The organism is Paraburkholderia sp. J7 (assembly GCF_905220155.1).
Classification (GTDB): Bacteria; Pseudomonadota; Gammaproteobacteria; order Burkholderiales; family Burkholderiaceae; genus Paraburkholderia.
This window is the reverse complement of record NZ_CAJMYZ010000035.1, coordinates 36471-61541: the sequence shown is the minus strand read 5'-3', so window position 1 is coordinate 61541 and position 25071 is coordinate 36471. Positions and strand designations below refer to the sequence as shown.

Sequence of the window (25071 nt, the reverse complement as noted above, 5' to 3'; positions counted from 1 at the left end):
CAAAGTGACGTTCGAAGGCGAGGACATCACGCGCATGCCCACGCACGACATCATGCGCAAGGGCATGGCGATCTCGCCGGAAGGCCGCCGCGTGTTCCCGAGCCTCACGGTGCTCGAAAACCTGCAGATGGGCGGCTTCTTCGCCTCGCAGCACGAGATCGATGCGGGCATCGAGCACGTGTTCAAGCTGTTTCCGCGTTTGAACCAGCGTGCGAAGCAACGCGCGGGCACGATGTCGGGCGGCGAGCAGCAGATGCTCGCCATCGGCCGCGCGCTCATGAGCCGTCCGCGTTTGCTGCTGCTCGACGAGCCCACGCTCGGCCTCGCGCCGCTCGTGATCGCGCAGATCTTCGACATCATCCGCACGATCCGCGAGGAAGGCGTGACGGTGTTCCTCGTCGAGCAGAACGCGAACAAGGCGCTGCACGTGGCCGACCGCGGCTATGTGCTGGAGACCGGGCGCGTGGTGCTCGCCGATAGCGCCGACAATCTGCTCGCCAACGACAATATCAAGCGCGCGTATCTGGGCGGATAGGGGCGGTGGACTGCACGTGCGCGGGATGCGCACTCCTCAACTCGCGGGCAATAGCGTCGACATAGTCATCCGTGATCTGTTGGACCCGCAAGGCGTCTTGCAGATTGAGGATGTACTCGGCGTTCGATCCGAGCCGGCCAGTCGCTTTGGCCGCGAGATGCGCCACGGTGGGAACGGAGGCGTCGCACTCGAAGAGAGGCTGGTTCGAATCGGCGACGAATACGATCGCGTTTGCCACACTACCGTCCGCAAGTTGCAGTGTTTCCCACGTCGGTTGGTACACGCCACTCCCCATTTCTCGTGCCCACAGCAAACGTAGCTCGGCCATCAGGTCGCTTTCAGTCAGACGATAGGCGAGGCCTTCTACTTGCCCACCTGGTTCTAGCGCGAGCACGCGACCAGGTTGCCGAGGACTTCCGCGCGCCGAAATTGTCCGGATGCAGAAGCTACGGTGCCAGCCGTCAAGCTTGGCAACTTGTTTCGAGTCGAACGTGAAAGCGGGATTCCAGATCAACGAGCCGTATGCAAAAACCCAGCTTGGCCCCTCGGGACGTGCCGCAAGCAGCCTGGCAACTGATTCATCCAGCTCAATATCGCACAGCGACAGATGGGCTGGCATTGCCAGGCTTTCACGGAAGCTGCCGTCGATGAGTTCGTTGCGCGTCAGTTTGAACATGTGGACTCGGTGGACATTTCATCGATGTTTAGAGATGGCGCGTGATCAACCCGCCGAGCAATGCGGCACCTCGATCGATATTCTCCGGGGCTACGGCGACGAAGTTCAGCCGTAGTGTGTTGGGTGTGCGTGCGGCCGCGTGGAAGCATGCGCCAGGGGCAAAGCTCACGTTGCGCGCGAGTGCATCATCTAGCAACGCTTCCGCGTTGATTGTCGACGGAAGTTCGATCCAGATAAACATACCTCCGTGAGGGGCAGTCCATCGAACGCCAAGTGGCATGTAACGCGATAGTGCCTTGAGCATCGCACTGCACTGTCTGCCGTACTGGTCCCGCACTGCGCAGATCTCGCGTTGCAGTGTTCCGCTTTCGAGCAGCCGATATCCTGCATGCTGCAAGCATTCCGGTGTGTGTAACTTCAGTTTCCGTTTGGCCTGAACGATCCTGTCATGAAGCGCTTGCGGCGCGATGATATAGCCAAGCGGCAGCCGCGGAGAAAAGAGTTCGGACCACGAGCCTAGATGGATCACGCCAGCGGGATTCATCGAGTAGAGCGACGGTAGCGCAGTGTCGCGGTACCGCAAATCACCATATGAGTTGTCCTCAACCAGTAATACACCGTGTGCGTGAGCCAGCGTGACTAGCTGCCTGCGGCGTTCTCCCGATAGCCGGCGACCTGTCGGATCCTGGAAATCCGGCATCGTGTAGAGGAAACGGGCATTTGCCGCGAGGTCTTCGGTTAGCCACTGTGGCTGCAGCCCGCGTTCGTCGCCGGGTATCTCGGCGAAGGTGGGTCTGCAGGCCGAAAAGGCCTGCAATGCCTCGGAGCGTGTGGGCGCCTCCACCAGAACCTTGCAGCCGGGACTGATGAAGGCGTTTGCAATCAGATCCAGCCCCTGTCGTGAACCGGAGGTAATCAGAACATTGGAAACATCGGCTCCATGTGCGGCGGCTACCCATTGCCTGAGCGGTCGATAGCCCTCTATTGCACCGTGCGGATTTGCATCTTCAGTCCGTGCGGTGACCTGCCGGTCACACAAGCGCCGGAGCGCTTCCGCTGCAAAGCTTCTGATGGCCGGCTGGCCAGCTGCAAACGAAATCATCTCCGGCGGTTGCGCCGTCTCTACAATCACCTCGCCAGCGGCGCCATAAAGCGTCGCGCCGCGGCGGGCACATTGAGGCTCGTCTCCCATCCTGTCTCCATGTTGTATTGGGCCAGTCTTTTACGCGGCCTTGATATTGTTGTGCTGAGATACGCGTGAGCCGTTCGTGTCGGTGCCGGAGATGGCTGCGAGTATGTTCGCGCGCTTGACGACATGCTGGTGAATCGCCTGATCCTTGACCGGGCCGAATCCCCGGATGTCTGCCGGCAGTGATGCAAACGTGATCGCCTGTTCAAGTTTGGCTGACGTGAGCAGGCCGCATATGTTGCGAATGTCATCGGCATACTCAGCAATGAGACGGCGTTCTGAGCGCCGCTCGGTGGTATAGCCGAACACATCGAAAGCAGACCCGCGCAGACCACGCATTCCGGCAATCATTCCGAGTACCGGGAAGATCCATGGGCCGAACTTGCGCTTTTTCGGGCGCCCCGTTTTCGGATCGATACCGGAAAGCATGGGCGGGGCGAGCCAGAGCGAAACCTTTTCCGCAGTCGAGAACTGGCGCGTCAGCGATTCACGAAATGCTGGGGACGTGTAGAGGCGGGCAACTTCATACTCGTCCTTGTACGCCATCAGCTTGTAGGCGCTTCGCGCTACGGCGCTCGCAAATGCCTCGCTGTTCGCGGTCACTTTCTTTTCTGCATTCCGTGCGAGCGTGACGAGCTCGACGTATCGCTGCGCGTAGGCTGCGTTTTGATAATCCGTGAGCCTTTGACGATGCAACTGCATCAGTTCATCCAGTGTGGTCGGCTCGGTGCTGCGCGATGGAACCGGCTCGTGAATCGTGTCGAGCGCTTCAGGTTGCGCAGCGATAATACGTCCCCAGTTGAACGCCGATTTGTTCATCTCTACCGCAGCGCCATTGCGTTCGATGATCTGTTCGATTGCCTCACGCGAAAGCGGAACCAGGCCCTTTTGCCAGGCATAGCCGAGCATCAGCGTGTGGGTCGGAAGCGTGTCGCCGAAAATGCTCTGTGCGATCGCGCTGGCGTCAAACGCGTGAAATGCTTCAGTGCTGCAACGGCTGCGAATCCGGTCCTGCATTAGGTTGACCGGCAGTGCAGCGTCGCGATCGGTGACGACATCCGGAGTCGGTGTTGGCGCAAGATTGACCACCGCCGAAGTGCGTTCCGAAGCCAGACGGATCAACGAGTCGGGTGCAGCCGACACGACAAGGTCCGCTCCCAGCAACAGATTCGCCTTGCCCTCGCCAATGCGTGATGCCGCAATCTGCCCGTCCGCGGCAGCGATGCGTACCTGGCTGACGACCGCGCCGTTCTTCTGCGACATGCCCGTGAAATCGAGCACGGTGGAGGCGAGGCCGTCGACGCCTGCAGCCGCGCCCAGGATTGCACCCATCGTCAGTACGCCGGAACCGCCGATTCCCGTGATGTAGATGTTGAAAGGCTCGGCAAGCGTGGGCAAAGCGGGGGCGGGGAGCGTCGCGAGCAGCGTCTTCTCGGTGCCCGCGAGCCGTTTGCTGTCGGGCTTGCGTACCTTCACGCCTTCCACTTCGACAAAGCTCGGGCAAAAGCCCTTTACGCAGGAAAAGTCCTTGTTGCAAGCGCTCTGGTTGATTGCGCGCTTGCGGCCCAGCGGCGTCTCGAGAGGTTCAATGGAAATACAGTTCGACTGCGCCGAGCAATCGCCACACCCTTCGCAAACCTCCTGATTGATGAACACGCGCCGGTCAGGATCAGGCATTTCCTTGCGTTTGCGGCGGCGGCGTTTTTCCGCAGCGCAGGTCTGCTCATACACGATCGCGGTGACACCCTGCGTGGCGCGCAGGTCACGTTGCACGGTATCGAGCTGATCCCGGTGATGTACCGCCACGCCGGGCGCAAGGGTGCTGTTGCCTTGCCACCGGGTAGGGTTGTCAGTGACGAACGCAATGCGTTCTACGCCTTCCGCATGCAACTGGCGTGTGATGCGTGCCGGGTCGTTTGTACCCTCGGTCGGCTGGCCGCCGGTCATCGCAACGGCGTCGTTGTACAGAATCTTGTAGGTAATGTTGGTCTTTGCAGCGACTGCCGCGCGAATCGCAAGCAGACCCGAGTGCTGATAGGTCCCGTCGCCGAGATTCTGGAACATATGTGCGGTTTTTGAAAACGGTGCGGCACCGATCCATTGCGCACCTTCACCGCCCATATGACTCGTGACCTTAGTCTTTAGCTCCGGCTGGGAGAGTGCGATCACATGGCAGCCAATCCCCCCACCGGCGATCGAGCCGTCCGGCGTGCGCGTTGACGTGTTGTGGGGACAACCCGAGCAGAAGAACGGACGGCGCACAGGAATGACCGCCGTGGACGGCCTTTTCGCAGCCGCATCGAGCGCGGCGAGCCGTTCGCGCAGTGCTGGCTCATCGATCCCGTTGGCCTGGAGCCGCCGCACAAGCACACCCGCAACGAGGTACGCGCTGAATTCCCAGACCTCCGGCAGCAACTGTTGGCCCGCGACATCGGTTTTCCCGGTAACGACCGGTCGTTCGGCATCCGGGCGATGGAACAATGCATCCTTCAATTGCGCTTCGACATTCGAGCGCTTTTCCTCGATCACGAGTACTTCGCGGTGTCCCGCCGCGAACTCGCAGGCGCCTTGTGTTTCGAGCGGCCAGCTCATGCCTACCTTGTAGACGGAAACGCCCAAGGCGCGCAATCCGTCATCGCTGAGGCCGAGATCGCGGCAGGCCTGCATGAAGTCCTGGTGCGCCTTGCCGACGGTTACAATGCCGAGCCGCTTCGTTGGCGCGGAAACAACCAGCCTGTCAATGCCGTTGGCACGCGCCCATGCACGCGCGGCGGGCAAGCGCTCGTCGATGAGCCTGCGTTCGTACTCACCGCGCTGCGAGGGCCACGCCAGTTTCGGATCCCAGTTCAGGCCGTGCGCGGGTACAGCAAAATCCTCTGGTTCGCGAAATGACGGCCACGTTGACAGGTCGACCGTAGCGGCCGTTTCAACCACTTCGGCGATCGTCTTCAGCGAGACCCACAATCCCGTGTAGCGAGACATTTCGATGCCGGCCAGACCGAATTCGATGACTTCGCGCACGTTGCTCGGCTGCAGGACAGGGATCGACGTGGAGTGAAAGATGCCGTCCGTCTGATGCGGCCACATCGAGGACTGCGCCGCGTGATCGTCGCCCGAAATCGCCAGCACGCCACCCAGTTTTGATGTTCCCATCATATTGGCGTGGCGGAACACATCACCGGTACGATCAACGCCCGGCCCCTTGCCATACCAGATGCCAAAAACACCGTCGACCTTGACGTCGCCGAAGACACGATGCAACTGTGCACCCCACAGCGCCGTGGCGGCCAGATCTTCGTTGAGGCCGGGCTGGAAGATGACCTCATGCGCTGCGAGCTGTTTCGATGCCTTCCAGAGCTGCTGGTCATAGGCGCCAAGCGGCGAACCACGGTAGCCGGAAATGAGGCCAGCGGTGTTGAGGCCGCGTGCGCGGTCGCGCTCGCGTTGAATGATCGGCAGGCGCACCAGAGCCTGAATGCCGGTTATAAAGGTCCATCGTCCGCTTTGCGTTGCGGTTGAAGTACGGGGGGAAAGGAGTTCAGTACCCACAAATGTCTCCGGGAGGCTTTCTTGATCTAGACGAGTTAGTTTATGTCGCCGCCCGGACGAAATTGCACCAATATGAATTACCAATCTGGCCATTTATAAATAAAACGAACTATAGAACATGATTTTTATAGCGCAAATCATCTAACTATTTTGGCGACGCGATTCTTATGCGCTCAAGCGACGATGTCAGAGCGCAAAAGAGTTGCACCTGACAAGTCGGACTGCTGGAGGAGGAATGGAAAGAATCGCGAGCGAAGAAGAGGCCACTACGCTCGGCGACTTTAGTTCGATTTGACTACGTGATCGCGGATACGTAGATCAATCATGTCTACGAGGGGCGTATATCCAGCCTATTTTGGTAAAAACGTTGCGCTGCCGAAGCCTAAAATGACTCTTCGAGATCGTCGTCCATGGCCCTGCCGGAGCGGTAATTATCATGAGCAGAACGCAAGCTATCAGGATCCGCGCGACAGGCTGCCCGGAAGTCATGGAGTGGGTCGATGTCGACATCGAACGCCCGGGACTCGGGGAAATCCGGGTGCGGCACGTTGCCGTGGGCCTCAATTTCATCGATGTGTATTTCCGTACCGGACTCTATCCCATGCCGCTGCCCGGTGGAATCGGTATGGAAGCCGCGGGCGTGGTGACTGCAGTCGGCGACGGTGTAACGCGGTTCAGTTGCGGGGACAGGGTTGCCTATGCTGGCACGAAGCCCGGTGCCTACGCACTCGAGCGTGTCGTACCGGAGGCCGAAGTCGTCCTGCTTCCCGATGGCGTGAGTTTCGAAGATGCCGCCGCGGTGACGTTGCAGGGTCTCACTGCGCAATACCTGTTGTGCCGGACTTATCGGGTTCAGGCAGGAGACACTATCCTCATTCATGCCGCGGCCGGCGGCGTCGGGCTGCTCGCTTGTCAATGGGCCAGGGCGCTCGGCGCAACCGTAATCGGTACGGTTAGTACGGGTGAAAAGGCCGAGCTGGCCAAGTCCAATGGATGCGATTTTCCGATTGTCTATTCGCGGGAGAATTTCACGCAGCGTGTCCGCGAGATTACTGACGGGAAAGGCGTGCCTGTTGTCTACGATTCGATCGGAAAAGACACGTATATCGGCTCGCTGGATTGTCTTTCGCCGTTGGGGATGTTCGTGAGTTTCGGCAATGCCTCTGGTCCCCTCCCGCCTGTCGAGGCATTCGAATTTACGCGGCGAGGGTCGCTGTTCTTTACACGCCCGCAGCTTTTTCACTACGCCGCAAAGCGCGAAGATCTGGACGACATGGCGAAGGACCTGTTCAATATGGTTCAGACAGGCAAGGTGAAGCCGAACATTGGCAGGCGGTACGCATTGGCCGATGTTGCGCAGGCTCACCGGGATCTTGAGGGCAGAAAGACAATCGGCTCAAGTGTTCTTCTTCCTGAAGTCAGTGGAGCATGACCTGTGAGCAGGGAGAACCTCGAGCGATCGCAGTGCCGAGAGCCGATACGGTCTACGCTACTCGAAGGGGCAGAAAGACTGATTCGTGAACGGGGCTACGCGGCGTTCAGTCTTCCTGTACTCGCGCAGACGCTTTCGGTTGAAGAACTCAGTATCGCGAAGTACTTTCGCAATCGCGAAGACGCCTGCACGGAACTGGTCGAGAGGCTGATCCTTCGAGTTGGACAGGAACTCGGTGACATTTATCGTGAGTACGGCGACGCACAAAGTCGGCTGATAGCCTACGCCTGTCTGCGCAGCGAGGAGTTCGTGTGCGGAGTGCCGTCGTTATCGGCGGCCTTGGGGGCGGCTCATGCCAGTCTGCCGGATACGATACGCACTCGCGTGTCCGATCTGCTCGCGCTGCAACTCGACTGGATTCGAAACGTCGTCCAGGACCATTTCGGCTCCTTTCACCAACGCGCGGGTGTGTCGTCCACACAGGCCGCAAAGCTGCTGCTCGTTGCGCTGGAGGGAGACGCAATGCTGGAATGTGTCACGCGCGAACGTGAGCCGTCTGCTTCGGGTTATGTCCTCATGATGGCCGTATTGGGTCTGAATGAGCGAGCGGAATAGGCCGCCACGGAAGCTACTCCGTGCGCGTTGACTAAACAGACTCCGTCCGGCCAATTGCCGCCGGACGTTTCGATGCTCCATTTGCGCTCGCGCTGCGCTAGCCCTCCTTCCGCGGGCTACGTCTTTTCCTGGAAGTTACTCGCGCATCTGCTCGAAGCGTAGTGAGCGAGCGGTATGCGAACGAGTGCGCATTGTGCTCAAGCGACATGTATTTTCCGGTGAACAAGATGTAGTCGCGGCGGTCAGCGTACCCATGCGCCTGTCAATCCGTGATGCGACCACGCCGTTCATGAAAACGTCTGTATGTGCGGCCTTAGCGAGGATGCCTTCATGATTCAGGAGCGGAAAATCCGGGGCTTCCAGATTGGCATGTGATTTGCACGTATACGGCGAGTAGTACCGGTAGACCATACCCCGGGCCAGTCGCGGTGGGTGCCGGTGCCAGCAGGCAGATTCAACGTTCCAATGCCGTTTCACACAACCAACAGGAGATAAGATGCAGCCCGAATACAGCGATGCAGAATGGAAAACACGTTGCGAACTTGCTGCCCTGTATCGCATCATCGCGCATCACCGCATGACCGATCACATCTACACGCACATCAGTGCTCGCGTTCCCGGCACTGACAAACATCACTTCCTCATCAACCCGTACGGCCAGATGTTTCATGAGATCACGGCTTCGAGTCTGGTCAAGATCGATGTGAATGGCAATATCGTTGAGTCTTCGTCAGATCGGCGCCAACGCGTGAACAAGGCGGGGTTCATGATTCATTCAGCCGTGCACATGGCCAGACACGATATTGCCTGCGTTGTTCACACCCATACTGCTGCGGGTATCGCCGTGTCCGCGCAGGAGCAGGGACTGCTGCCGATCAGTCAGCATGCGCTGAAATTTTACGGACGGCTGTCCTATCACAACTATGAAGGCATCGCATCGGACGAGGAAGAACGCGCGCGACTTGTCACCGATCTCGGCGACAACAAGGCCATGATCCTTCGCAATCACGGCTTGCTGGCGGCAGGCACAACGGTGGCGGATGCATGGCTGGTGGTCTATTACCTCGAACGTGCATGCCAGGCTCAGGTCGCGGCGCTGGCGGGGGGGAGCAAGCTGATCTATCCACCGGAGGCGGTTCGCAAGCACACGGCCGAGCAGTTCGCAAGACTCGATATCGAGGACGACGCGTTCGACACCGGCGGGGTGCAGAGCTACCAGCAGGTCGGATTCGACGCCGCATTACGGCTGATCGAGCGTGACGAGCCACGCTACAACAGCTGACCGCCGGGCAGCCCCCTACACACAATAACGAAAGCCGCATCGCGTCGCGACGCTGATGACAGGTCGTGAGCTTACGCAGCAAGGGCGCAAGTCGTCGCTTGCTGGGTCGCACGCGACCCGAATGTGTAGCGTGCGGGCGGCGATCCACAAGAAGGATGGAAGAGACATGGTTGCCACCGATCAGCGCTGCATGCGAAAGGTCCTCTGGCGGTTCCTACCGCTTTTGCTGGTGTGTTATATCGTTTCCAACCTGGACCGGGTCAACGTCGGCTATGCCGCGTTGACGATGAATCAGGACCTGGGCCTGTCCAATTCGGCCTTCGGACTTGGCGCGGGACTATTCTTCATCACCTATTTCGCGTTTGAAATTCCGTCGAACATCGCATTGCAACGCTTTGGCGCTCGCCGCTGGATTGCGCGCATCATGCTGACATGGGGAGTGCTCTCGGGGGCAATGGCGTTCGTCCAGGGCGAGATCAGCTTTTACGTCGTGCGGTTATTGCTGGGTGCGGCGGAAGCGGGGTTTTTTCCGGGAATCATTTTCTTTCTCACACTATGGGTGCCGGCGCGCTGGCGCGCCACTTTCGTGGGGACGTTCATGGTGGCTGTGCCGATGGCCAGCGTCCTCGGCGCACCCATCTCGGCGTTCGTGATCAACGGCGCGGGGTTCCTGGGCCTGGCGAGCTGGCGGACGATGTTCATCGTCGAGGCTGTACCCGCGGTACTTCTAGCCTTTGTCGTTTTCAAGGTGTTGCGTGACAGACCGGAAGATGCCGAGTGGCTGAGCAATGAAGAGAAACGATGGCTCCTGGGTACACTTGCCGCGGAGCGTGCACAAGCGGGCAATCATGTGACCGAACGCATCGGTGTGATCCTTCGGACCCCGCAGATCTGGCTGCTCGCGTACGTTTACTTCTGCCTGGCGGGCATCTCCTATGGGCTGGCGTTCTTCCTTCCGTTGATCATGAAGGAGGCGCACCTGAGCGTCATCCAGACAGGTTTCGCAACGGCGGCTCCCTTTCTGGTCGGTGCTCTCGGCATGGTGTTGTGGGGGCGCAGTTCCGACCGGCGCCAGGAGCGGCGCGTTCACGCTCTCGTGGCGCTCGGACTGGCGGTGCTCGGGCTGGTCGCGTCGATCCTGGTTCCGTCGCCAGTAGCAAAAATGATCGCCTTCTCTGTTTCAGCACTGGGCCTCATGTCAGCGCTGCCCGTGTTCTGGACGCTGCCGAATCTGCTGCTCGGCTCAACTGTGGGCGCAGCGGGGATCGCAATGATCAGTTCGCTGGGGAACCTGTCCGGATTCGTTCAATCCGTGTTGATGGGCGTTCTCCGGGACAGGACGGGCAGTTATAGCCCAGGGTTGTTGCTGATCGCCGTTGTGGGCGCCGTGGGATTCGTCGTGCTGTGGCGGCTCACCCAACGTGTCTCGCGTCCTGCGGGGCAGGTCAATGACTGGACGAGTGCGTGGTGAATCCAAATCTTGCGGCCTTGCACGGGGGTTCCCGGGGATCTGTCGCGCCCGACGACACAACGAGTGCTTTGTGCCCGCTCCGACGACAGCTTCAGCGAACTTATCGCCGGGTGTCCTTGCTTAGCTGATCTGGAGCGTGAATGGCACATTCCTTGCGTTGCCAGAGCGCGCCGGGCAGCTAGAGCGACTCTTGGGGCGTGGTGCCTGCTTTTCCAATCCGGCGGGACTGAATCTGCTGAAACAGGATTAAAAAGACGAGGTTGATCAATATGTCTCCTTTGGAAGGTCTTACTGTTATCGATTTCTCGACGTTGCTGCCAGGCCCGATGGCGAGTCTCATTCTTGCCGAAGCGGGCGCCACGGTCATCAAGATTGAGCGTCCGCAGACGGGGGATGATATGCGGACCTATCAGCCTCGTCTGGGCGAGGATAGCGTGAACTTCGTGATGCTCAATCGAGGCAAGCGGAGCATCTCAATCGATCTGAAGCGTCCCGATGCACGGGAAAAGTTAAGACCGTTGATCGAGCGTGCCGATGTGCTGATTGAACAGTTCAGGCCGGGCGTGATGTCGCGCCTGGGACTTGGCTATGACGAAGTTCGTGAGATCAATTCCCGTCTCGTCTATTGCTCGATATCCGGGTGGGGACAGACAGGACCGAAATCGAATGTCGCTGCACACGATCTGAACTATGTCGCCGAAACCGGGATGCTCGGTTTGTGTACAGGCTCCGACGGCGCGCCCGTATTGCCACCGATGCTGGCCGCGGATATTGCGGGTGGCGCCTATCCCGCGGTCATGAACATCATGTTCGCGCTGCGCGAAAGAGATCGCACCGGTCACGGGGTTCAGCTCGATATTTCGATGGCAGATAACCTCTTTGCGTTCAACTACTGGGGACTTGGCAGTGGACTCTCGGGTGCGGGCTGGCCGAAGCCGGGGGCTGAACTGGTGACAGGAGGGTCACCCCGCTACCACATTTACCGCACCGCAGATGGACGGTATGTCGCCGCTGCGCCGCTTGAGGACAAGTTCTGGGACAACTTCACCCGGCTTATCGAATTGCCTGCGGACATGAAGGATCCCTCGGCAGTTGCTGAAAAGGCGATCGAGGCTGTGGCAGCCCGTATCGCTTCGCGCACCGCGGCGCAATGGAAGGTGATCTTCGAAGGACAGGACGTCTGTTGCTCTATCGTCGCGACATTGGAGGAGGCCGTGAACGATCCGCACATCGTCGCACGTGGATTGTTCGGGCGGACTGTCGGTTCACAGGACGGCAGATTGCCAGCGCTTCCGGTCCCCGTTGCCCCCGTGTTCCAGTCGAACGTACGGCACCGACAGGCACCCCGGCTCGGGGCAGAGAACGAGTTGCTTGAGTCCTGATCTGTCGACGCCTCTTTCAAACCCGACAGCAGCGACAAGGGGGATTGATTTTTCCGCGCCCTCCATGAGGCATGGCGTGCGGCGTTCATGCGGAAGGGAAGATTTTCCCTTCCCAACTCGAATGGTAGGCGCGGGGAAAGTGGCGAGTAGCACTAGATTGGCTCATTAATTCGGATTCCTATTGGAATTGAGCGAGCAGCGGATTTTCCAAGGCATTGCGGTATTCATCACGGCCTGTTTTTGGCGAGACGAAACAAACGTTTCGACATGGCGCGTGATCACAGCGAAACATGTTGGGGGAGGCAAAGCGACCGGACCAAATCGGCAGAAAAAACCTTATTTGGATGGCTAAGGTAGATCACCATCCGATGTGCCGTAGCTGACCGGAAAAGTTCAGGTTGTCCGGTCTCTGACTGGAGATGGGTAACTAAACTATGGGAACTGTCATGAAGAGCTTCGAAAAGTGCAAGATCGCATCGATATTGGTCAGTGTGGCTTTCGGTATCCCATCTCTTGCTGATGCTCAGGATACGGAGACGGTCGGCATTGGCGTAGCAGTGCCGCTGACCGGGGTGATTGCGCACATCGGGCAGGATGTCGCGAATGGCGCGAAGCTAGCCGTAGACGAGGCAAATGCAAAAGGCTTGGTAATTAACGGAAAGAAAGTCACGCTGAAAGTGATTGAAGAGAACGACGCTGCGGACCCGCGAACGGCAACTCAGGTCGCCCAGAAGCTTGTGGACGACAAGGTGGTGGCGGTCATCGGCCACGTCACATCCGGCACGACCATTCCCGCTTCAAAGATCTACAGTGACGCCGGGATCACCCAGATCACACCGTCAGCTACGAATCCGCTGTATACGGCGCAGGGTTTCAGGACGACTTATCGGCTGATTGCCACAGATGCACAACAGGCACCTGTACTGGCCACTTATGCCGGGAAAAAGATGGGTGCGAAAACGGTTGCGATTGTGGACGATGCGACGGCCTACGGGCAAGGCCTGGCCGATGAGTTCGCGAAGGATGCTCAATCTCTCGGGATCAAGGTCATTTCTCGCGACTCCGGTACGGACAAGACAATTGACTGGAAAAGCATCCTGACGAAAATCAAGAGTGAGAATCCAGACATTATCATGTACGGAGGCGAGGACGGCGCCGGCGCTTACCTGGTACGACAGGCTGGTCAACTGGGTCTGAGCACGAGAATCCTTTCGGGGGATGGAATGTGCACTGAAAAACTGGGTGAGCTGGCGGGTGAAGCATCAAAGAACCTGACATGCTCGGAAGCCAGTCTTCCGATCGAGCAAATGCCAGGGGGTAAGGGGTTCAAGACGAAATATGAGAGCGCGTTCAAGCAACCGATGCAGCCCTTCGCTCCTTTTGCGTATGACGCAGTCAATGTCGTGATCGATTCGATGCGGCGAATGAACTCTACGGATCCTGCAAGAATTCTGGCTGGTATGCCGTCGACGAATTACACCGGCGTAATCGGACCCATATCGTTCGATCCGAAGGGGGACTTGAAGAATTCGGGAATTTCGCTCTACAAATACAAGGATGGCAAAAAGGAATTGCTTGAAGTGGCGAAGCTTTAACGTCGGATTCTTCGAGCCAGGCGATGTGTGTAGATCTTTTGTGAATGAATACCTGGCTCATGACCGGTGTTAGAAGACGGGCAACGGCTACAAACGTCGCCCGTCCGAGATCCCGCAATCTCAGTGTGTCGAACGTGCGCGAAACGACAGGTCGATACCAGGTTATTCGATCGACAGTTCGTGTAGACGCTTGTAAAGGTACGACCGGGATACACCCAGTTCTTCGGCCACGCGCTTCTTGTTCCCCTTGAGACGTTGCATGGCCTCGACGATCAGTTCCGATTCGGCACGCTCTTTCGCAACCCGCACGTCGCGGGTTGCTTTTTCGCGTTGGGCGTGAAGCGGGGCGTATCCGCCAGTGGACGCGGACTGTGTACTGTTCACGGCATATCCGCAATTGGCCAGCGTAATAGAGGGGCCGTCGGCGAAAATGGCCGCTCGTTCGATGGCGTGCTGAAGCTGGCGAATGTTGCCCGGCCAGGGTTGCGACTGCAGGTATTGCACGACCTCCGCCGACACGGCCTTCTTCGGAACGCCATGTCTTTCCGAAAAGTTGCCAAGAAATGTATCCGCAAGCATCGGAATATCTTCGAGCCGTTCGCGTAACGGCGGCAGTCTCAGCGTGACGGCGGCGATGCGATAGAACAGATCAAGTCGGAATGTGCTTTCGGAAATCATGGCGTCAAAGTCGCGGTTGCTTGCCGAGATAAGACGAAAATCCGAATGCACCCGCCGGTCGCCGCCTACGCGTTCGAAGTTGCCATCCTGAAGCGTTCGCAGCAACTTCACCTGCGTGTCGAGTGGCATGTCGCCGATTTCGTCGAGGAACAGCGTGCCCTCATTCGCCTGCTCGAACTTACCCTTGCGGCCCTTGCGATCGGCGCCGGTGAACGCGCCCCCTTCATAGCCGAATAGTTCGGCTTCCACCAGCGTACTGGGCATCGCTGCGGCGTTGACGAGCACCATCGGGTTCGCGCTGCGAGGGCTCAGCATGTGAAGCGCGTGCGCAACCAGTTCCTTGCCGGTTCCGCTTTCTCCGGCGATCAGCACGGGCACGTCGAGCGGAGCAATGCGGATGATGTCTTCCTTAAGGCGGCGTACGGCGTCGCTGGTGCCAACGATCTGGTCCAGGCCGTAGGTCCGGTTACGCATACCGGATAGTTCGCGCTTGTAGAAGTCGAGTTCCTGGCGCACACGGGTCAGTTCGTTGCGGAGTTCGTCAATCGCCTCCGGACCCTTGAACATCACCTGCCCGATTGCGCCGACGCGGCGTTTGTTCCGGTCGAAGATCGGTGTGCGTGAAACGATGCGCACAACGCCATTCATCTCCTGAACCTGTCCGATCTGCGCGCGGCCGCGCACCGCGACTTCCTGCAGTTTGGTGTTCTCGATGACTTCGGTCACCGGCTGCCCAGCCGCTTCGCCATGGCGCAGCCCGAAGAACTTCTCGTGGACGGGGCTCATGTAAAGGAGCTTCCCGGCTGAATCCACTACGGTGATGGCCTCGTAGGGATTGGTCACGAAGTGCCGGAGGATGTCGTCGGAGAAGTCAACGGTCGAAATGAACTCGGCCAGCGCCTCGTCAGCATCGCTTTCGAACACGAGAAAGCACACCGCGCTGCCTGCATCGAAGGTGGAGACGATGAGCGCCTGTTCGCGACTGGAGATTGGAAATACCTGCTTGAGTTTAATGTCTGCGCGCTCTAGCCAGAGCTTCGTCAGTTCGTCGGCCAGTGAGCTGTCTTCGCACAAACCGGCGGCCAGCAGCGGGCTTCCGGTCTCTTCCAGCACCAGGATTCCGCATTTTTGTCTCGACATGTCTCCCTCATTGTTCTCACCCTGCGTGTACGGGCAGTGTGGTTCTCAAATACACTGAGCCTTCAAAAGTGACCGCAAGAAAAACAGTTCATTGCACATTCATTGTATTCGAGACATCATTCGAGAGAAAGACATTCACCGTGCAGTCTGTCTAATTCCCTGCCGCGACGGCGATGTTGGTCCGTACGCGCCCTCGCCAGATCGAAGTTGGCATACCTCTTGCAGATTGTGTCACTAACAAAAGCAGGAGACGTGATGAGCCAACTCGAAAAACTTCCGAGAATGCAGGGCAACGGTGGACTTCGCATGCTGGAGGGCTTGCGGATTCTGGATATGACGACCTCGATTGCTGGCCCCTACGCGACGCAGTTGCTCGCGGATCTGGGCGCTGAGGTCACAAAGATCGAGAAAGTCGGTGCGGGCGACGACACGCGCGCCTGGGGGCCGCCGTTTCTCGACGGGGAATCGTTGTGGTACCTGAGCGTGAATCGTAACAAGGCCAGCGTGACGCTCGACATCAGCCGGCCCGAAGGGCAGGCGATTCTCGACGACCTGGTGCAACAAAGCGATGTGATCGTGTTGAACATGGTGCCCACAGTCCAGCAAAAGCTCGGTCTGGACTTCGACAGACTGCACACGCTCAATCCTGCGTTGATTCACGTTTCGCTTACTGGCTTCGGCGTCTCTGGCGCCCGGTCTGCGCTGCCTTGTTATGACCTCGTCGCGGAAGGCTACTCGGGCGTGATGGACCTGACGGGCGAGCCAGAGTCGGGGCCGCAGAAGGTCGGTACACCTGCCGCAGACCTGCTCGCCGGGCAGGACGTAGCGCTCGCCACGCTTGCGGCAGTGATCGAGCGCCAACGCAGCGGGGTTGGCAAGCGCGTAGATGTTTCGATGGTCGCGAGCATGGTGCGCTTCATGTCGCCACGCATCGTGCCTTACCTGGGTTCGGGCGAGCCGGTGACCCGGTCCGGCGGCCGTGACTCGGTGATCGCCATCTATCAGGTATTCGACACGGCCGACGAGCCGATTACGCTTGGTCTCGGAAATGATGCGATCTGGGCGCGGTTCTGGAAGGCAGTGGATTCCGCAGACTACGGTGCGCTGGACAAATTTCAGACAAATGCAGCGCGCCGCGACGCCAGGCCCGAGATCGTCGCCGCAATTAGCGAAGTGTTGAAGACCCGGCCGCGTGCGCATTGGCTCAAACTATTTGCCGAATACCGGATTCCTGCGGGGCCTATCAATCGCGTCGATCAGGTTGTCGCCGATCCGCATCTGCTCGACGATGGCATGTTCTATGCCATCGAAGGCGAGAATGGTCTGGTTCCCCAAGTGGGCCTCGGCATCAAGTTCGATGGAGAGGGTGCAGTACATCGGCGTGCGCCCCCAACGCTTGGACAGGACACAGCGCGCGTGTTGCAGGAGCGGCTGGGTATTCAGGAGGCCGCACTGGCGACCTTGAAAAACGAAGGTATTGTTTGACGGAGACAACGATGCAATTCGAAGAAATCACTTACGAAGAAGACGGTCCCATTGGCACGATCACGTTGAACCGTCCGCAAGACGGCAACATGTTTACGGAGCGTATGTGCCACGAGATTCGCGACTGTATCAATGCGATCCGCCGTGAGACGCGCACGCGGGTCATCGTGATTACCGGCGCGGGCGACAAGTTCTTCTGCACGGGCGGTCGCAAGGAAGGTATGCAGGATTCCACACTGTATGCCGGCGTGCTGCCGACGCTTGAGATGTACGAAAGCATCGATCGCCTGCAAAAGCCCGTCATCGCATCAGTCAACGGGTACGCGGTAGGCGGAGGCAATGTGCTTCAGGTCGTCTGCGACCTCACGATTGCGAAGGAGAGCGCGATATTCCGCCAGGTTGGACCCATGGTCGGCAGTTTCGACGGTGGCTACGGCACGTGGTATCTCGAGGACCTGGTGGGCAAGAAGCGCGCGAAGGACATCTGGTATCGCAACCCGAAGATTTCGGCTCAAGAGGCGCTCGAAATGGGGCTGATCAACAAGGTGGTGCCGGACGACCAACTGAAGGCTGCCACGCGCGAATACGCGCTCGAGATTGCCCAGCGCGGCGCGTTCGCGCTCGCATCGATCAAGGGCGCATTCAATGCCCGCCACGGTGGCGTCAGCGGACTTTCGCGCATGGCGCACGATCTGCTGTTGCGGGGCTATCTCGACTCCGAGGAGCACGATGAACTCGCAGCTGCGTTCGCCGAGCGTCGTGCACCGGATACCGAAAAGTTCGGCCATTGAGATTCGAGGTAGGACGTCATGCAAAACATCCTGACACTTCACAATCCCGAGAAGGCGCGTGAGTACTATCTCTCGGGTGTCTGGCAGCAGGACACGCTTTACACGCTGGCACGACGTCATGCGCGAGAGACGCCGACGGCGTGCGCATTGCGCGATGCTGAACTGCGGCTGACCTGGCGGGAAGCGGTGGACTGGGCCGATAGCGTCGCGGAAGCGCTGCACCGCGCGGGACTTCGTGCCGGCGACAGGGTGGGTGTCTGGTTGCCCAACGTCGTCGAGACGGTGATCGTCTTCCTGGCTTGTTCCCGAAACGGATATGTATGTTGTCCGTCACTGCATCAGAACTACACGGTCGAGGAGATCACGCTGCTGCTCGAGCAGATCGATTGCCGTGCGCTGTTTGCGGCTCCGGGCTATGGGGCAGACAGTGATCGCCACTCGATTTTCGCGCGGACAAAATCGGTAGCCCATCTGAGCGCGGTGTTCTCGCTCGACCGGCACAGCGGGGGGCGTTGCGATCTGGAGGGCATCGCGGCTTTTCCGGAGCGTGTACCGCCTGCCATTACGCATGCGCCGGATCTGAATCCCGACAAGATCGTCTATCTCGCGTTTACCTCGGGCACCACGGGTTCGCCCAAAGGTGTCATGCATAGCGACAACACGCTGCTGGCCAACGGCCGGGCGCTGACTTACGACTGGGCGCGCACGACTGACACAGTGCTGCTATCGCTTAGTCCGATGAGCCATCACATTGCAACAGTCGCTATCGAGCAGATGCTGGTGGCCGGGTTCGAACTGGCCATGACCGACCCGCTTGCCGGACGTAAGGGTCTCGACTGGATCCTCGAGACCGGTGCGACTTATGTGATGGGAGTACCGACTCACGCAATGGATGTGCTCGCGGAGGTCGCGAAGCGCGGTTTGCGCGAGATCGGCAAGGTCAAATCGTTTTACATGGCCGGCGCGCCCATACCACGCGAGGTTGCCCAAAAATTCGTTAATCTCGGCGTGACGCCGCAGAACGTCTACGGGATGACCGAAAACGGATCACATCAGTACACGGTGCCTGACGATACGGCGGACACCATCGTCTCTACGTGCGGTCGTTCGTGCAATGGTTATGAAGTCCGGCTGTGGCGCCAGGATGATCCGGACACCGAAGCACGCCCTGGCGAGGTCGGTGAAATTGGCGGGCGAGGCGGCCTGCTCATGCTCGGTTACTTCAGTAACCAGGTGGCGACGGAGCGCTCCTTTAACCGCCATGGCTGGTTCATGAGCGGCGACCTGGGCGTGTTCACCGAGGACGGCTGCCTGAAGATCGTGGGCCGCAAGAAAGACCTGATTATCCGCGGCGGCCATAACATCCACCCGGCGCGTATCGAGGAGCTCGCGATGCGGCATCAGGATCTGGAGCGGGCAGCGGCCTTTTCCGTTGCGGACGAGCGGCTCGGCGAGAAAGTGTGCCTTGCTGTCATTTGCAAACCTGGGCGCAGCGTGCATCCCGACACCTTGCTCGCCTGGCTGGCGGAGGCCGGATTGTCGAAGTACGACATGCCGGAATATTTCGTTGACGTAGAAGCGTTTCCAATGACCGCGAGCGGCAAGATCCTCAAGCGCACGCTGGTCGAAAAGGTCGCCAGCGGCGAAATCCAGCCAATCGCGGTGCGCTATGTCGCTGAACACGTCGCAGGAGCACGGGCATGACGGTCCAACTCACATTCGAAGATTCGCTCGCCTATCTCACGCTGAATCGCGTCGAAGCGCTCAACGCACTGAGCTTCGGAGTGCTTCAGGAGATCTCGGACGCGATTGACCAGGTGGCTGCCACCGACGCGCGCGCGCTCGTGGTCACCGGTAGCGGCGAGAAGGCCTTTTGCGCGGGCGCCGATATCAAGGAATTGGCCGACCGCAGTCTGATGCAGGAGCGCAAGGGGGCCGAATTTGGCCAGGCTGCGTTCGCGAAGCTCGACCGTCTGCCGGTTCCGTCGATCGCAGTTGTCCATGGCTACGCGTTCGGGGGCGGTCTCGAACTCGCGATGGCCTGCACGTTTCGTGTGGCCACGCCCAGGGCGAAGATGGGGCTGCCGGAGATCAAGCTAGGTTTGATACCCGGCTATGGCGGCACCCAACGTTTGCCGCGCTTGATCGGCGAGGCCAGGGCGCTGGAATTGATCCTCTCGGGCAGGACCGTGGATGCCGACGAAGCACTGCGCATCGGTCTCGTCAACAAGATCGTCGAGAGTGGGGACCCGAGAGCAATCGGTGCCAAATTCGCGCGGCAGTTCACGCCGTTCAGTCGCTGCGCGTCGTTGTTCGCCCGCGAAGCCGTTCAGCGTTCCGCAGGCGTGAGCCTGCAAGAGGGGCTGCGCATCGAGGCGGACCTGTCGACGCTGGCGTTTCGCACGGCGGACGCTGTCGAAGGCATGCGTGCCTTCGTCGAAAAACGTGCTCCTCAATTCAAGGATGCCTGACATGAAAAAAGGATGTGTAGTGGTAACGGGCGCCAGCCGGGGTATCGGTGCCGCAATTGCAGAAGCTCTGGCTAGAGCGGGGTTTACCGTCGCATGTCTCTCGCGCACGGGAGGTTTCCCGCAACGTGCCTCTGCAGACGACGAAGTCCGCTCACGGTGGATCCCGGTGACATGCGACATCAACGACCGCGCCCAGCTCGAAGCGGCCTTCGAGGCTGTGGCGCAGCAATCGGCGGGACCGATTGTCGGCCTCGTCAACAACGCGGGGATTCACCTCGATGGGGCGTCAGACGCTTTCGCCGTGCAGGACTTCGAGCGCGTGATGTCCACCAACGCGACCGCGCTGTTTTCCGTGAGCCAGGTGGCGCTCCCCTACCTGCGTGAGGCCGGCGCAAGCGTCGTCGTCAATATCGGCTCGTTCTTCGACAAGATCGGCGTCAAGCGCAACGCCGCATATTGCGCTTCGAAAGCAGCGGTCGGTGCCATCACCCGCTGCCTCGCGGTCGAATGGGCCAGATACGGCGTGCGGGTTTTGAACGTTGCGCCCGGCTATATCGTGACGGACCTGAATCGCGAAGAGATGTCTGGCGAGAGTCTGCGCGGCTTCCTTGAGAAGCGCATTCCGATGGGCAAACCCGGGGAGGCGGACGACGTCGCACATCTGGTCGTTTCGCTGTTTGGCGAAGCCGGCACGTTCATGACGGGGGAGACCCTGTACGTGGACGGTGGACAAGGTATGGCGCTCTAAGGGTAACGAAAATGAATGTACTGGAACGGTTGGACGCACGGGTCAAGCTGGGCGATGAAGAAAGGATGGTGCTCGACAGCGTGAACAAGCTCGCGAAAGAGCAACTGGCTCCGCGCGCCGCCGAATATGATCGCACGGGGGAATTTCCGTGGGACAACGTGAGGGCGATCAACGAACTCGGGCTCAATGCGATGTTCGTGCCGGAGGAATACGGCGGGGCGCCGTTGTCCTTCGCGTGTTACGTGTCGTGCGTGAAGGCGATTTCGGAGGCGTGTGCTTCGACCGGCATCATCTGGGCGACGAATTTCCATGCGGCCAAGCCGATCGTTCAGTACGGCAGCGCGGCCCTGAAGCAGAAGTTTCTGCCGCGTGTTGCCGAGGGCGCGCTGGTGGCGCTGGCCATCACCGAGCCGAATGCCGGATCGGACGCCACCGGCATGACGACGTCGTTCCGTGAGGATGGCGACGACATCGTCATCAACGGCGGGAAGACGTTCATCACGAACGGCGACGTCGCCGATATCTATCTGCTGTTCGGAAAGTGGTCGAGTATCGACGACCCCAAGAAGGCGATTTCGGTGCTGATCCTGGAGAAGGGCACGCCGGGCCTCTCGGTACTGGGCACCGAACACAAGATGGGCACGCGTGCTTCGAGTACGGCAACGCTCTCGTTCGAGAACTGCCGCGTGCCACGGTCCAATCTGATGGGCGAGCCAGGCGAAGGGCTGAAGATCCTGTTCGGATCGCTCAACCGTTCACGTCCGAGCGTCGCGGCCCACGCTCTCGGTATCGCGCGGGCAGCGTTCGGAGACGCTGCCGCGTATATCAACGAACGCAAGCAGTCGGGGCGTCGCATCATCGAGTTTCAGGGTATCCAGTTCATGCTGGCCGACATGGCGGCTGAGCTCGCACTTTGTGAATCGTGGCTGTGGCGCGTCGCGGAAATGGTCGATGCCGGCGAATCGGACTTCGGTATCGAGGCTTCCATCCTGAAGATGCGCGCCACCGACGCGGCCATGCGAATTACAACGGACGCGGTTCAACTCCTGGGCGGTTACGGCTACTGCACGGACTACCGCGTCGAACGCCTGATGCGTGATGCGAAGATCACCCAGATCTGGGAGGGTACGAATCAGGTGCACCGCCAGCTGATCGGGCGCAGCTTCATCGAGAAATGAACCAGGAGACAGACGTGACGGATATCAGGACGGTTGGGGTCGCGGGAAGCGGCACGATGGGTAGCGGCATAGCGATTGTCGCAGCGCGCGCCGGCTTCGCGACGAAGGTCTATGACACACGCCAGGACGCGCTGGATCGTGCGCGTGCACAGACGGAAGCGTTTCTGCGCAAATCGGCCGAGCGCGGCAAGCTTGCGGCCGATGCCGTGCCGGAGATCATGGCGCGCTGGCAAGGTACGACTCGGCTCGAGGATATGGCCGATTGCGATATCGTGATCGAGGCTGTGTTCGAGGACCTGAGCGTGAAGCATGATCTCTTCGGCAAGCTCAATGCAATCTGTGGCGAACACACGCTGTTTGCATCGAACACATCCACGATTGCCATTACCGAAATCGCGGGCGGTTCAGGACGGCCCGACCGGTTCGTCGGTATGCACTTCTGCCTGCCTGCGCAACTCATGAAGCTCATCGAGATGTCGCCTGGAATGAACACCTCGGAGGAGACGTTCGCGCAGGCGTGGCAATTCGCACTCGCCTTGGGTCAGAAGCCGGTCAAGACGCAGGACACGCCGGGATTCATCCTGAACTACTTCCTGATTCCGTTCAACAACGACGCAATCCGGCTGGTAGAGCAAGGTGTGGCAGCGCCCGCGGAAATCGACAAGGCGATCAAGACTGCGCTTGGCTATCCGATGGGACCGCTCGAGTTGCTCGACCTTATCGGCATGGACACGCAACGTTTGCTATGCGAAGCGATGCATGGGTTGACCCATGAGCCCCGTGCCGCGTGTCCGCCCCTCGTGAGAAGAATGATAGCTGCGGGGTACCTGGGCAAGAAGAGCGGCAAAGGCTTCCATCAGTACGGCGATAGCAAGATGTTTGGAGCGTGATCATGTCCTACAAAATCATTCGTGCCGGCGAGAGCCGCTCTTTTCCCGAGAACCACACGTTTATCGATTCGGCGGATCCGTCTGCGCACGCACGCGTCTACCTGGGCGCCAATGCCGGTCAGTCGTTCGTGCGCGACAGCGCTGGCCTTGGGCAGGCTGATTTTGTACTGGTCGAATTGACCACAGAGTGTCTCGGCGTCTACGTCGACGAGAGCACGGCCAGTCTCGACGATGCGCAGGCAAAGAAGACTTTCGGATTCGCGCGATTTCGCCTCGGCAATTCGGAGCCGGGCAATCTGATCGAACTGGTTGTGCCCGCCAATCCTGACGCCGATGCGTTGGCGGCGGCACGCAAGGGTTTCGAAGACGCCGGATTCGTCGTCGCTGTGTGCGGGGACTTTCCAGGACGCATTGTCGACCGTCTCGTGCGTCCCTACTACAACGCGGCGCTGCGACGACTCGACGAGAAGCTCGCCACTGCGTCGGATATGGACATGACGCTGCGCTTGGGTCTCGGCTATCCGGAAGGGCCGATCGCATTGCTCGAGCGTACCGGGCTCGAGCACCACTACACGGTCACGCAGGCACTCTATGAGTCACTGGGTGACCCGGCGTATGCGCCGGCGCGAAGGGCAATCAACGCCTTCAATCGGGCAAAGCTTAAAGACAGGTAACGCTCTTCGTGAACGCTGGGACAGTGTGACGTCCCCGCCGGACGATGGTCGGGTGTCGCTCTGGAGGACATGGCCAGACGTTTCGTGGAGTGGCCAAAGACACTTGCCACACGCGAGCCCGCCGCTTTCATGTTGTCGACACATGATGTGCGCTTGGACAGCGGGCGTCCGGATCGATTGGCATGGCGATTGCATAGTTTGTAAGCGACCCTTTCAATCAATAAATCATTTTCCCTTTTCAAGGCGCCGTCATGCGGAGTTATCGAGTACATGAACATGGTGAACCGTCTTCGATGAAGATCGAGGATATTGCACCGCTCTCACCGGGTCCCGGCCAGATGCTGATCGATGTGCAGGCGTCCGGCATCAACTTCCCGGATGTACTGGTGGTGTCGGGCGCATACCAGTTATTGCCTGAGAGGCCATTTACCCCTGGGAAGGACTTCGCAGGCGTGGTACGCGCAGTCGGCGCCGGGGTAACCGAATACGCGGCAGGTGACAGGATCATGTCGCAGATCGAGTTCGGAGCCCTTGCCGAGCAGGCGCTGACCACTCCGTCGCAATCGTTCCGCATGCCCGATGGAATGAGTTTCGAGGCCGCCGCGGCCATGGGGCTGGTGTATCAGACGGCGTGGTTTGCACTGATGGAGCGCGGTCAGTACAAGGCGGGCGAAACGGTTCTGATCGGAGGTGCGGCGGGCGGCGTGGGACTTGCCGCGGTGCAGATCGCAGTTGGACATGGTGCGACCGTACTTGCGGCCGTTCGTAACGAGGAAGAGGCGACGGTGGTACGGGCGTCGGGTGCGCACCACGTCATCGATCTGTCGGGCAGTAACCTGCGAGAGAGCATTCGCGAACAGGTCCACGCGGTTACGCAGGGGCGCGGTGCGGATGTCGTGCTGGACCCGCTGGGCGCCGACTTCTTTGCAGGCGCATTGCGGGCAACTGCATGGTGTGGTCGCGTTGTCGTGATCGGCTTTGCAGCCGGAGAAATTCCGACGCTCAAGGTCAATTATCTGCTGCTCAAGAATATTTCCGTCTCCGGCCTTCAATGGAGTGACTATCGGGATCGAACACCGGCGAAGGTGCGTGCGGCCCAGGACGACCTCTTCAGACTGTGGCATGAGGGACATGTCCGTCCCGTCGTGATGCGTGCGTTTGCGTTCGAGGAAGCGGCGGATGCGATGGCGCTCGTGCGCGACGGAAAAGTACGCGGCAAGGTAGTGGTCGCAGCGAGTCGTAGCCTGTAGGTGCTGCTTCGTCAGTCGGCCCTGTGCATGGAGGCCGACT

The 25071-nt window shown here is 59.6% G+C and carries 20 protein-coding genes; 16 read left to right on the top strand and 4 right to left on the bottom strand.

Annotated elements, in window-relative coordinates; translation table 11 throughout:
* Window positions 1–535 (top strand): ABC transporter ATP-binding protein (locus U5A58_RS36955; RefSeq protein ID WP_321964590.1); only part of this gene is annotated, 535 nt, incomplete at its 5' end.
* Here U5A58_RS36955 and U5A58_RS36950 read toward each other — a convergent pair.
* The 3 genes from U5A58_RS36950 to U5A58_RS36940 are packed head-to-tail and all read right to left on the bottom strand — an operon-like array spanning window position 510 to window position 5949.
* Window positions 510–1211: a gamma-glutamylcyclotransferase gene (locus U5A58_RS36950; RefSeq protein WP_321965052.1), complete on the bottom strand. Its 702-nt coding sequence runs from the start codon at window positions 1209–1211 to the stop codon at window positions 510–512. The genes U5A58_RS36955 and U5A58_RS36950 overlap by 26 nt on opposite strands.
* 28 nt (window positions 1212–1239) lie before the next feature.
* The gene (locus U5A58_RS36945; protein ID WP_321965051.1) at window positions 1240–2403 is read right to left on the bottom strand and encodes a PLP-dependent aminotransferase family protein; all 1164 of its coding nucleotides are present in this window, start codon (window positions 2401–2403) and stop codon (window positions 1240–1242) included.
* A gap of 30 nt (window positions 2404–2433) precedes the next feature.
* The gene (locus tag U5A58_RS36940) at window positions 2434–5949 is read right to left on the bottom strand and encodes an indolepyruvate ferredoxin oxidoreductase family protein (RefSeq protein ID WP_321965050.1); all 3516 of its coding nucleotides are present in this window, start codon (window positions 5947–5949) and stop codon (window positions 2434–2436) included.
* Between the two features lie 436 nt (window positions 5950–6385).
* On the opposite strand from U5A58_RS36940, the gene U5A58_RS36935 reads away from it, so the two are divergent.
* The 6 genes from U5A58_RS36935 (at window position 6386) to U5A58_RS36910 (ending at window position 13726) form a co-directional block, all read left to right on the top strand.
* Entirely contained in the window at window positions 6386–7381 is a 996-nt protein-coding gene (locus U5A58_RS36935; protein WP_321965049.1) for a quinone oxidoreductase, read from the top strand.
* Window positions 7382–7384: 3 nt separating this feature from the next.
* On the top strand, window positions 7385–7996 hold the full coding sequence (locus U5A58_RS36930) for a TetR/AcrR family transcriptional regulator (RefSeq protein WP_321965048.1): 612 nt from the start codon (window positions 7385–7387) through the stop codon (window positions 7994–7996).
* A gap of 496 nt (window positions 7997–8492) precedes the next feature.
* A complete protein-coding gene (locus tag U5A58_RS36925) occupies window positions 8493–9278 on the top strand; it encodes a class II aldolase/adducin family protein (protein WP_321965047.1) in 786 nt (261 codons plus the stop codon).
* A gap of 166 nt (window positions 9279–9444) precedes the next feature.
* On the top strand, window positions 9445–10749 hold the full coding sequence (locus tag U5A58_RS36920; protein WP_321965046.1) for an MFS transporter: 1305 nt from the start codon (window positions 9445–9447) through the stop codon (window positions 10747–10749).
* Between the two features lie 269 nt (window positions 10750–11018).
* Window positions 11019–12131 carry a CaiB/BaiF CoA-transferase family protein gene (locus U5A58_RS36915; protein WP_321965045.1) on the top strand — a complete coding sequence of 371 codons (1113 nt, stop codon included), beginning with the start codon at window positions 11019–11021 and terminating at the stop codon, window positions 12129–12131.
* Between the two features lie 434 nt (window positions 12132–12565).
* Window positions 12566–13726: a branched-chain amino acid ABC transporter substrate-binding protein gene (locus U5A58_RS36910; protein ID WP_415774346.1), complete on the top strand. Its 1161-nt coding sequence runs from the start codon at window positions 12566–12568 to the stop codon at window positions 13724–13726.
* A 162-nt stretch (window positions 13727–13888) separates the two neighbouring features.
* Here U5A58_RS36910 and U5A58_RS36905 read toward each other — a convergent pair whose 3' ends face one another.
* Entirely contained in the window at window positions 13889–15544 is a 1656-nt protein-coding gene (locus U5A58_RS36905) for a sigma-54 interaction domain-containing protein (protein WP_321965043.1), read from the bottom strand.
* Window positions 15545–15799: 255 nt separating this feature from the next.
* Between U5A58_RS36905 and U5A58_RS36900 the strand changes: the two genes are divergently transcribed.
* The 9 genes from U5A58_RS36900 to U5A58_RS36860 all read left to right on the top strand — a co-directional run bounded on the left by U5A58_RS36900 (window position 15800) and on the right by U5A58_RS36860 (window position 25031).
* A complete protein-coding gene (locus tag U5A58_RS36900; protein ID WP_321965042.1) occupies window positions 15800–17029 on the top strand; it encodes a CoA transferase in 1230 nt (409 codons plus the stop codon).
* A gap of 11 nt (window positions 17030–17040) precedes the next feature.
* Window positions 17041–17820, top strand: coding sequence for an enoyl-CoA hydratase-related protein (locus U5A58_RS36895; RefSeq protein WP_321965041.1), 780 nt, complete (start codon window positions 17041–17043; stop codon window positions 17818–17820).
* Between the two features lie 18 nt (window positions 17821–17838).
* The gene (locus U5A58_RS36890) at window positions 17839–19524 is read left to right on the top strand and encodes a class I adenylate-forming enzyme family protein (protein ID WP_321965040.1); all 1686 of its coding nucleotides are present in this window, start codon (window positions 17839–17841) and stop codon (window positions 19522–19524) included.
* A complete protein-coding gene (locus U5A58_RS36885) occupies window positions 19521–20291 on the top strand; it encodes an enoyl-CoA hydratase/isomerase family protein (RefSeq protein WP_321965039.1) in 771 nt (256 codons plus the stop codon). Before U5A58_RS36890 ends, U5A58_RS36885 begins: the two co-directional genes overlap by 4 nt.
* Window positions 20284–21039 (top strand): SDR family oxidoreductase, encoded by a 756-nt coding sequence (locus tag U5A58_RS36880; protein ID WP_321965038.1) that lies wholly within the window; start codon window positions 20284–20286, stop codon window positions 21037–21039. The genes U5A58_RS36885 and U5A58_RS36880 overlap by 8 nt, the downstream gene beginning before the upstream one ends.
* An 11-nt stretch (window positions 21040–21050) precedes the next feature.
* Complete coding sequence (locus U5A58_RS36875; protein WP_321965037.1) at window positions 21051–22217, top strand: acyl-CoA dehydrogenase family protein; 1167 nt, start codon at window positions 21051–21053, stop codon at window positions 22215–22217.
* A 14-nt stretch (window positions 22218–22231) separates the two neighbouring features.
* Window positions 22232–23107 carry a 3-hydroxyacyl-CoA dehydrogenase family protein gene (locus U5A58_RS36870; protein WP_321965036.1) on the top strand — a complete coding sequence of 292 codons (876 nt, stop codon included), beginning with the start codon at window positions 22232–22234 and terminating at the stop codon, window positions 23105–23107.
* Between the two features lie 2 nt (window positions 23108–23109).
* Complete coding sequence (locus U5A58_RS36865; RefSeq protein WP_321965054.1) at window positions 23110–23781, top strand: 3-hydroxyacyl-CoA dehydrogenase family protein; 672 nt, start codon at window positions 23110–23112, stop codon at window positions 23779–23781.
* Between the two features lie 293 nt (window positions 23782–24074).
* Window positions 24075–25031, top strand: coding sequence for an NADPH:quinone oxidoreductase family protein (locus U5A58_RS36860; RefSeq protein WP_321965035.1), 957 nt, complete (start codon window positions 24075–24077; stop codon window positions 25029–25031).
* The last annotated feature ends 40 nt before the right edge of the window (window positions 25032–25071 follow it).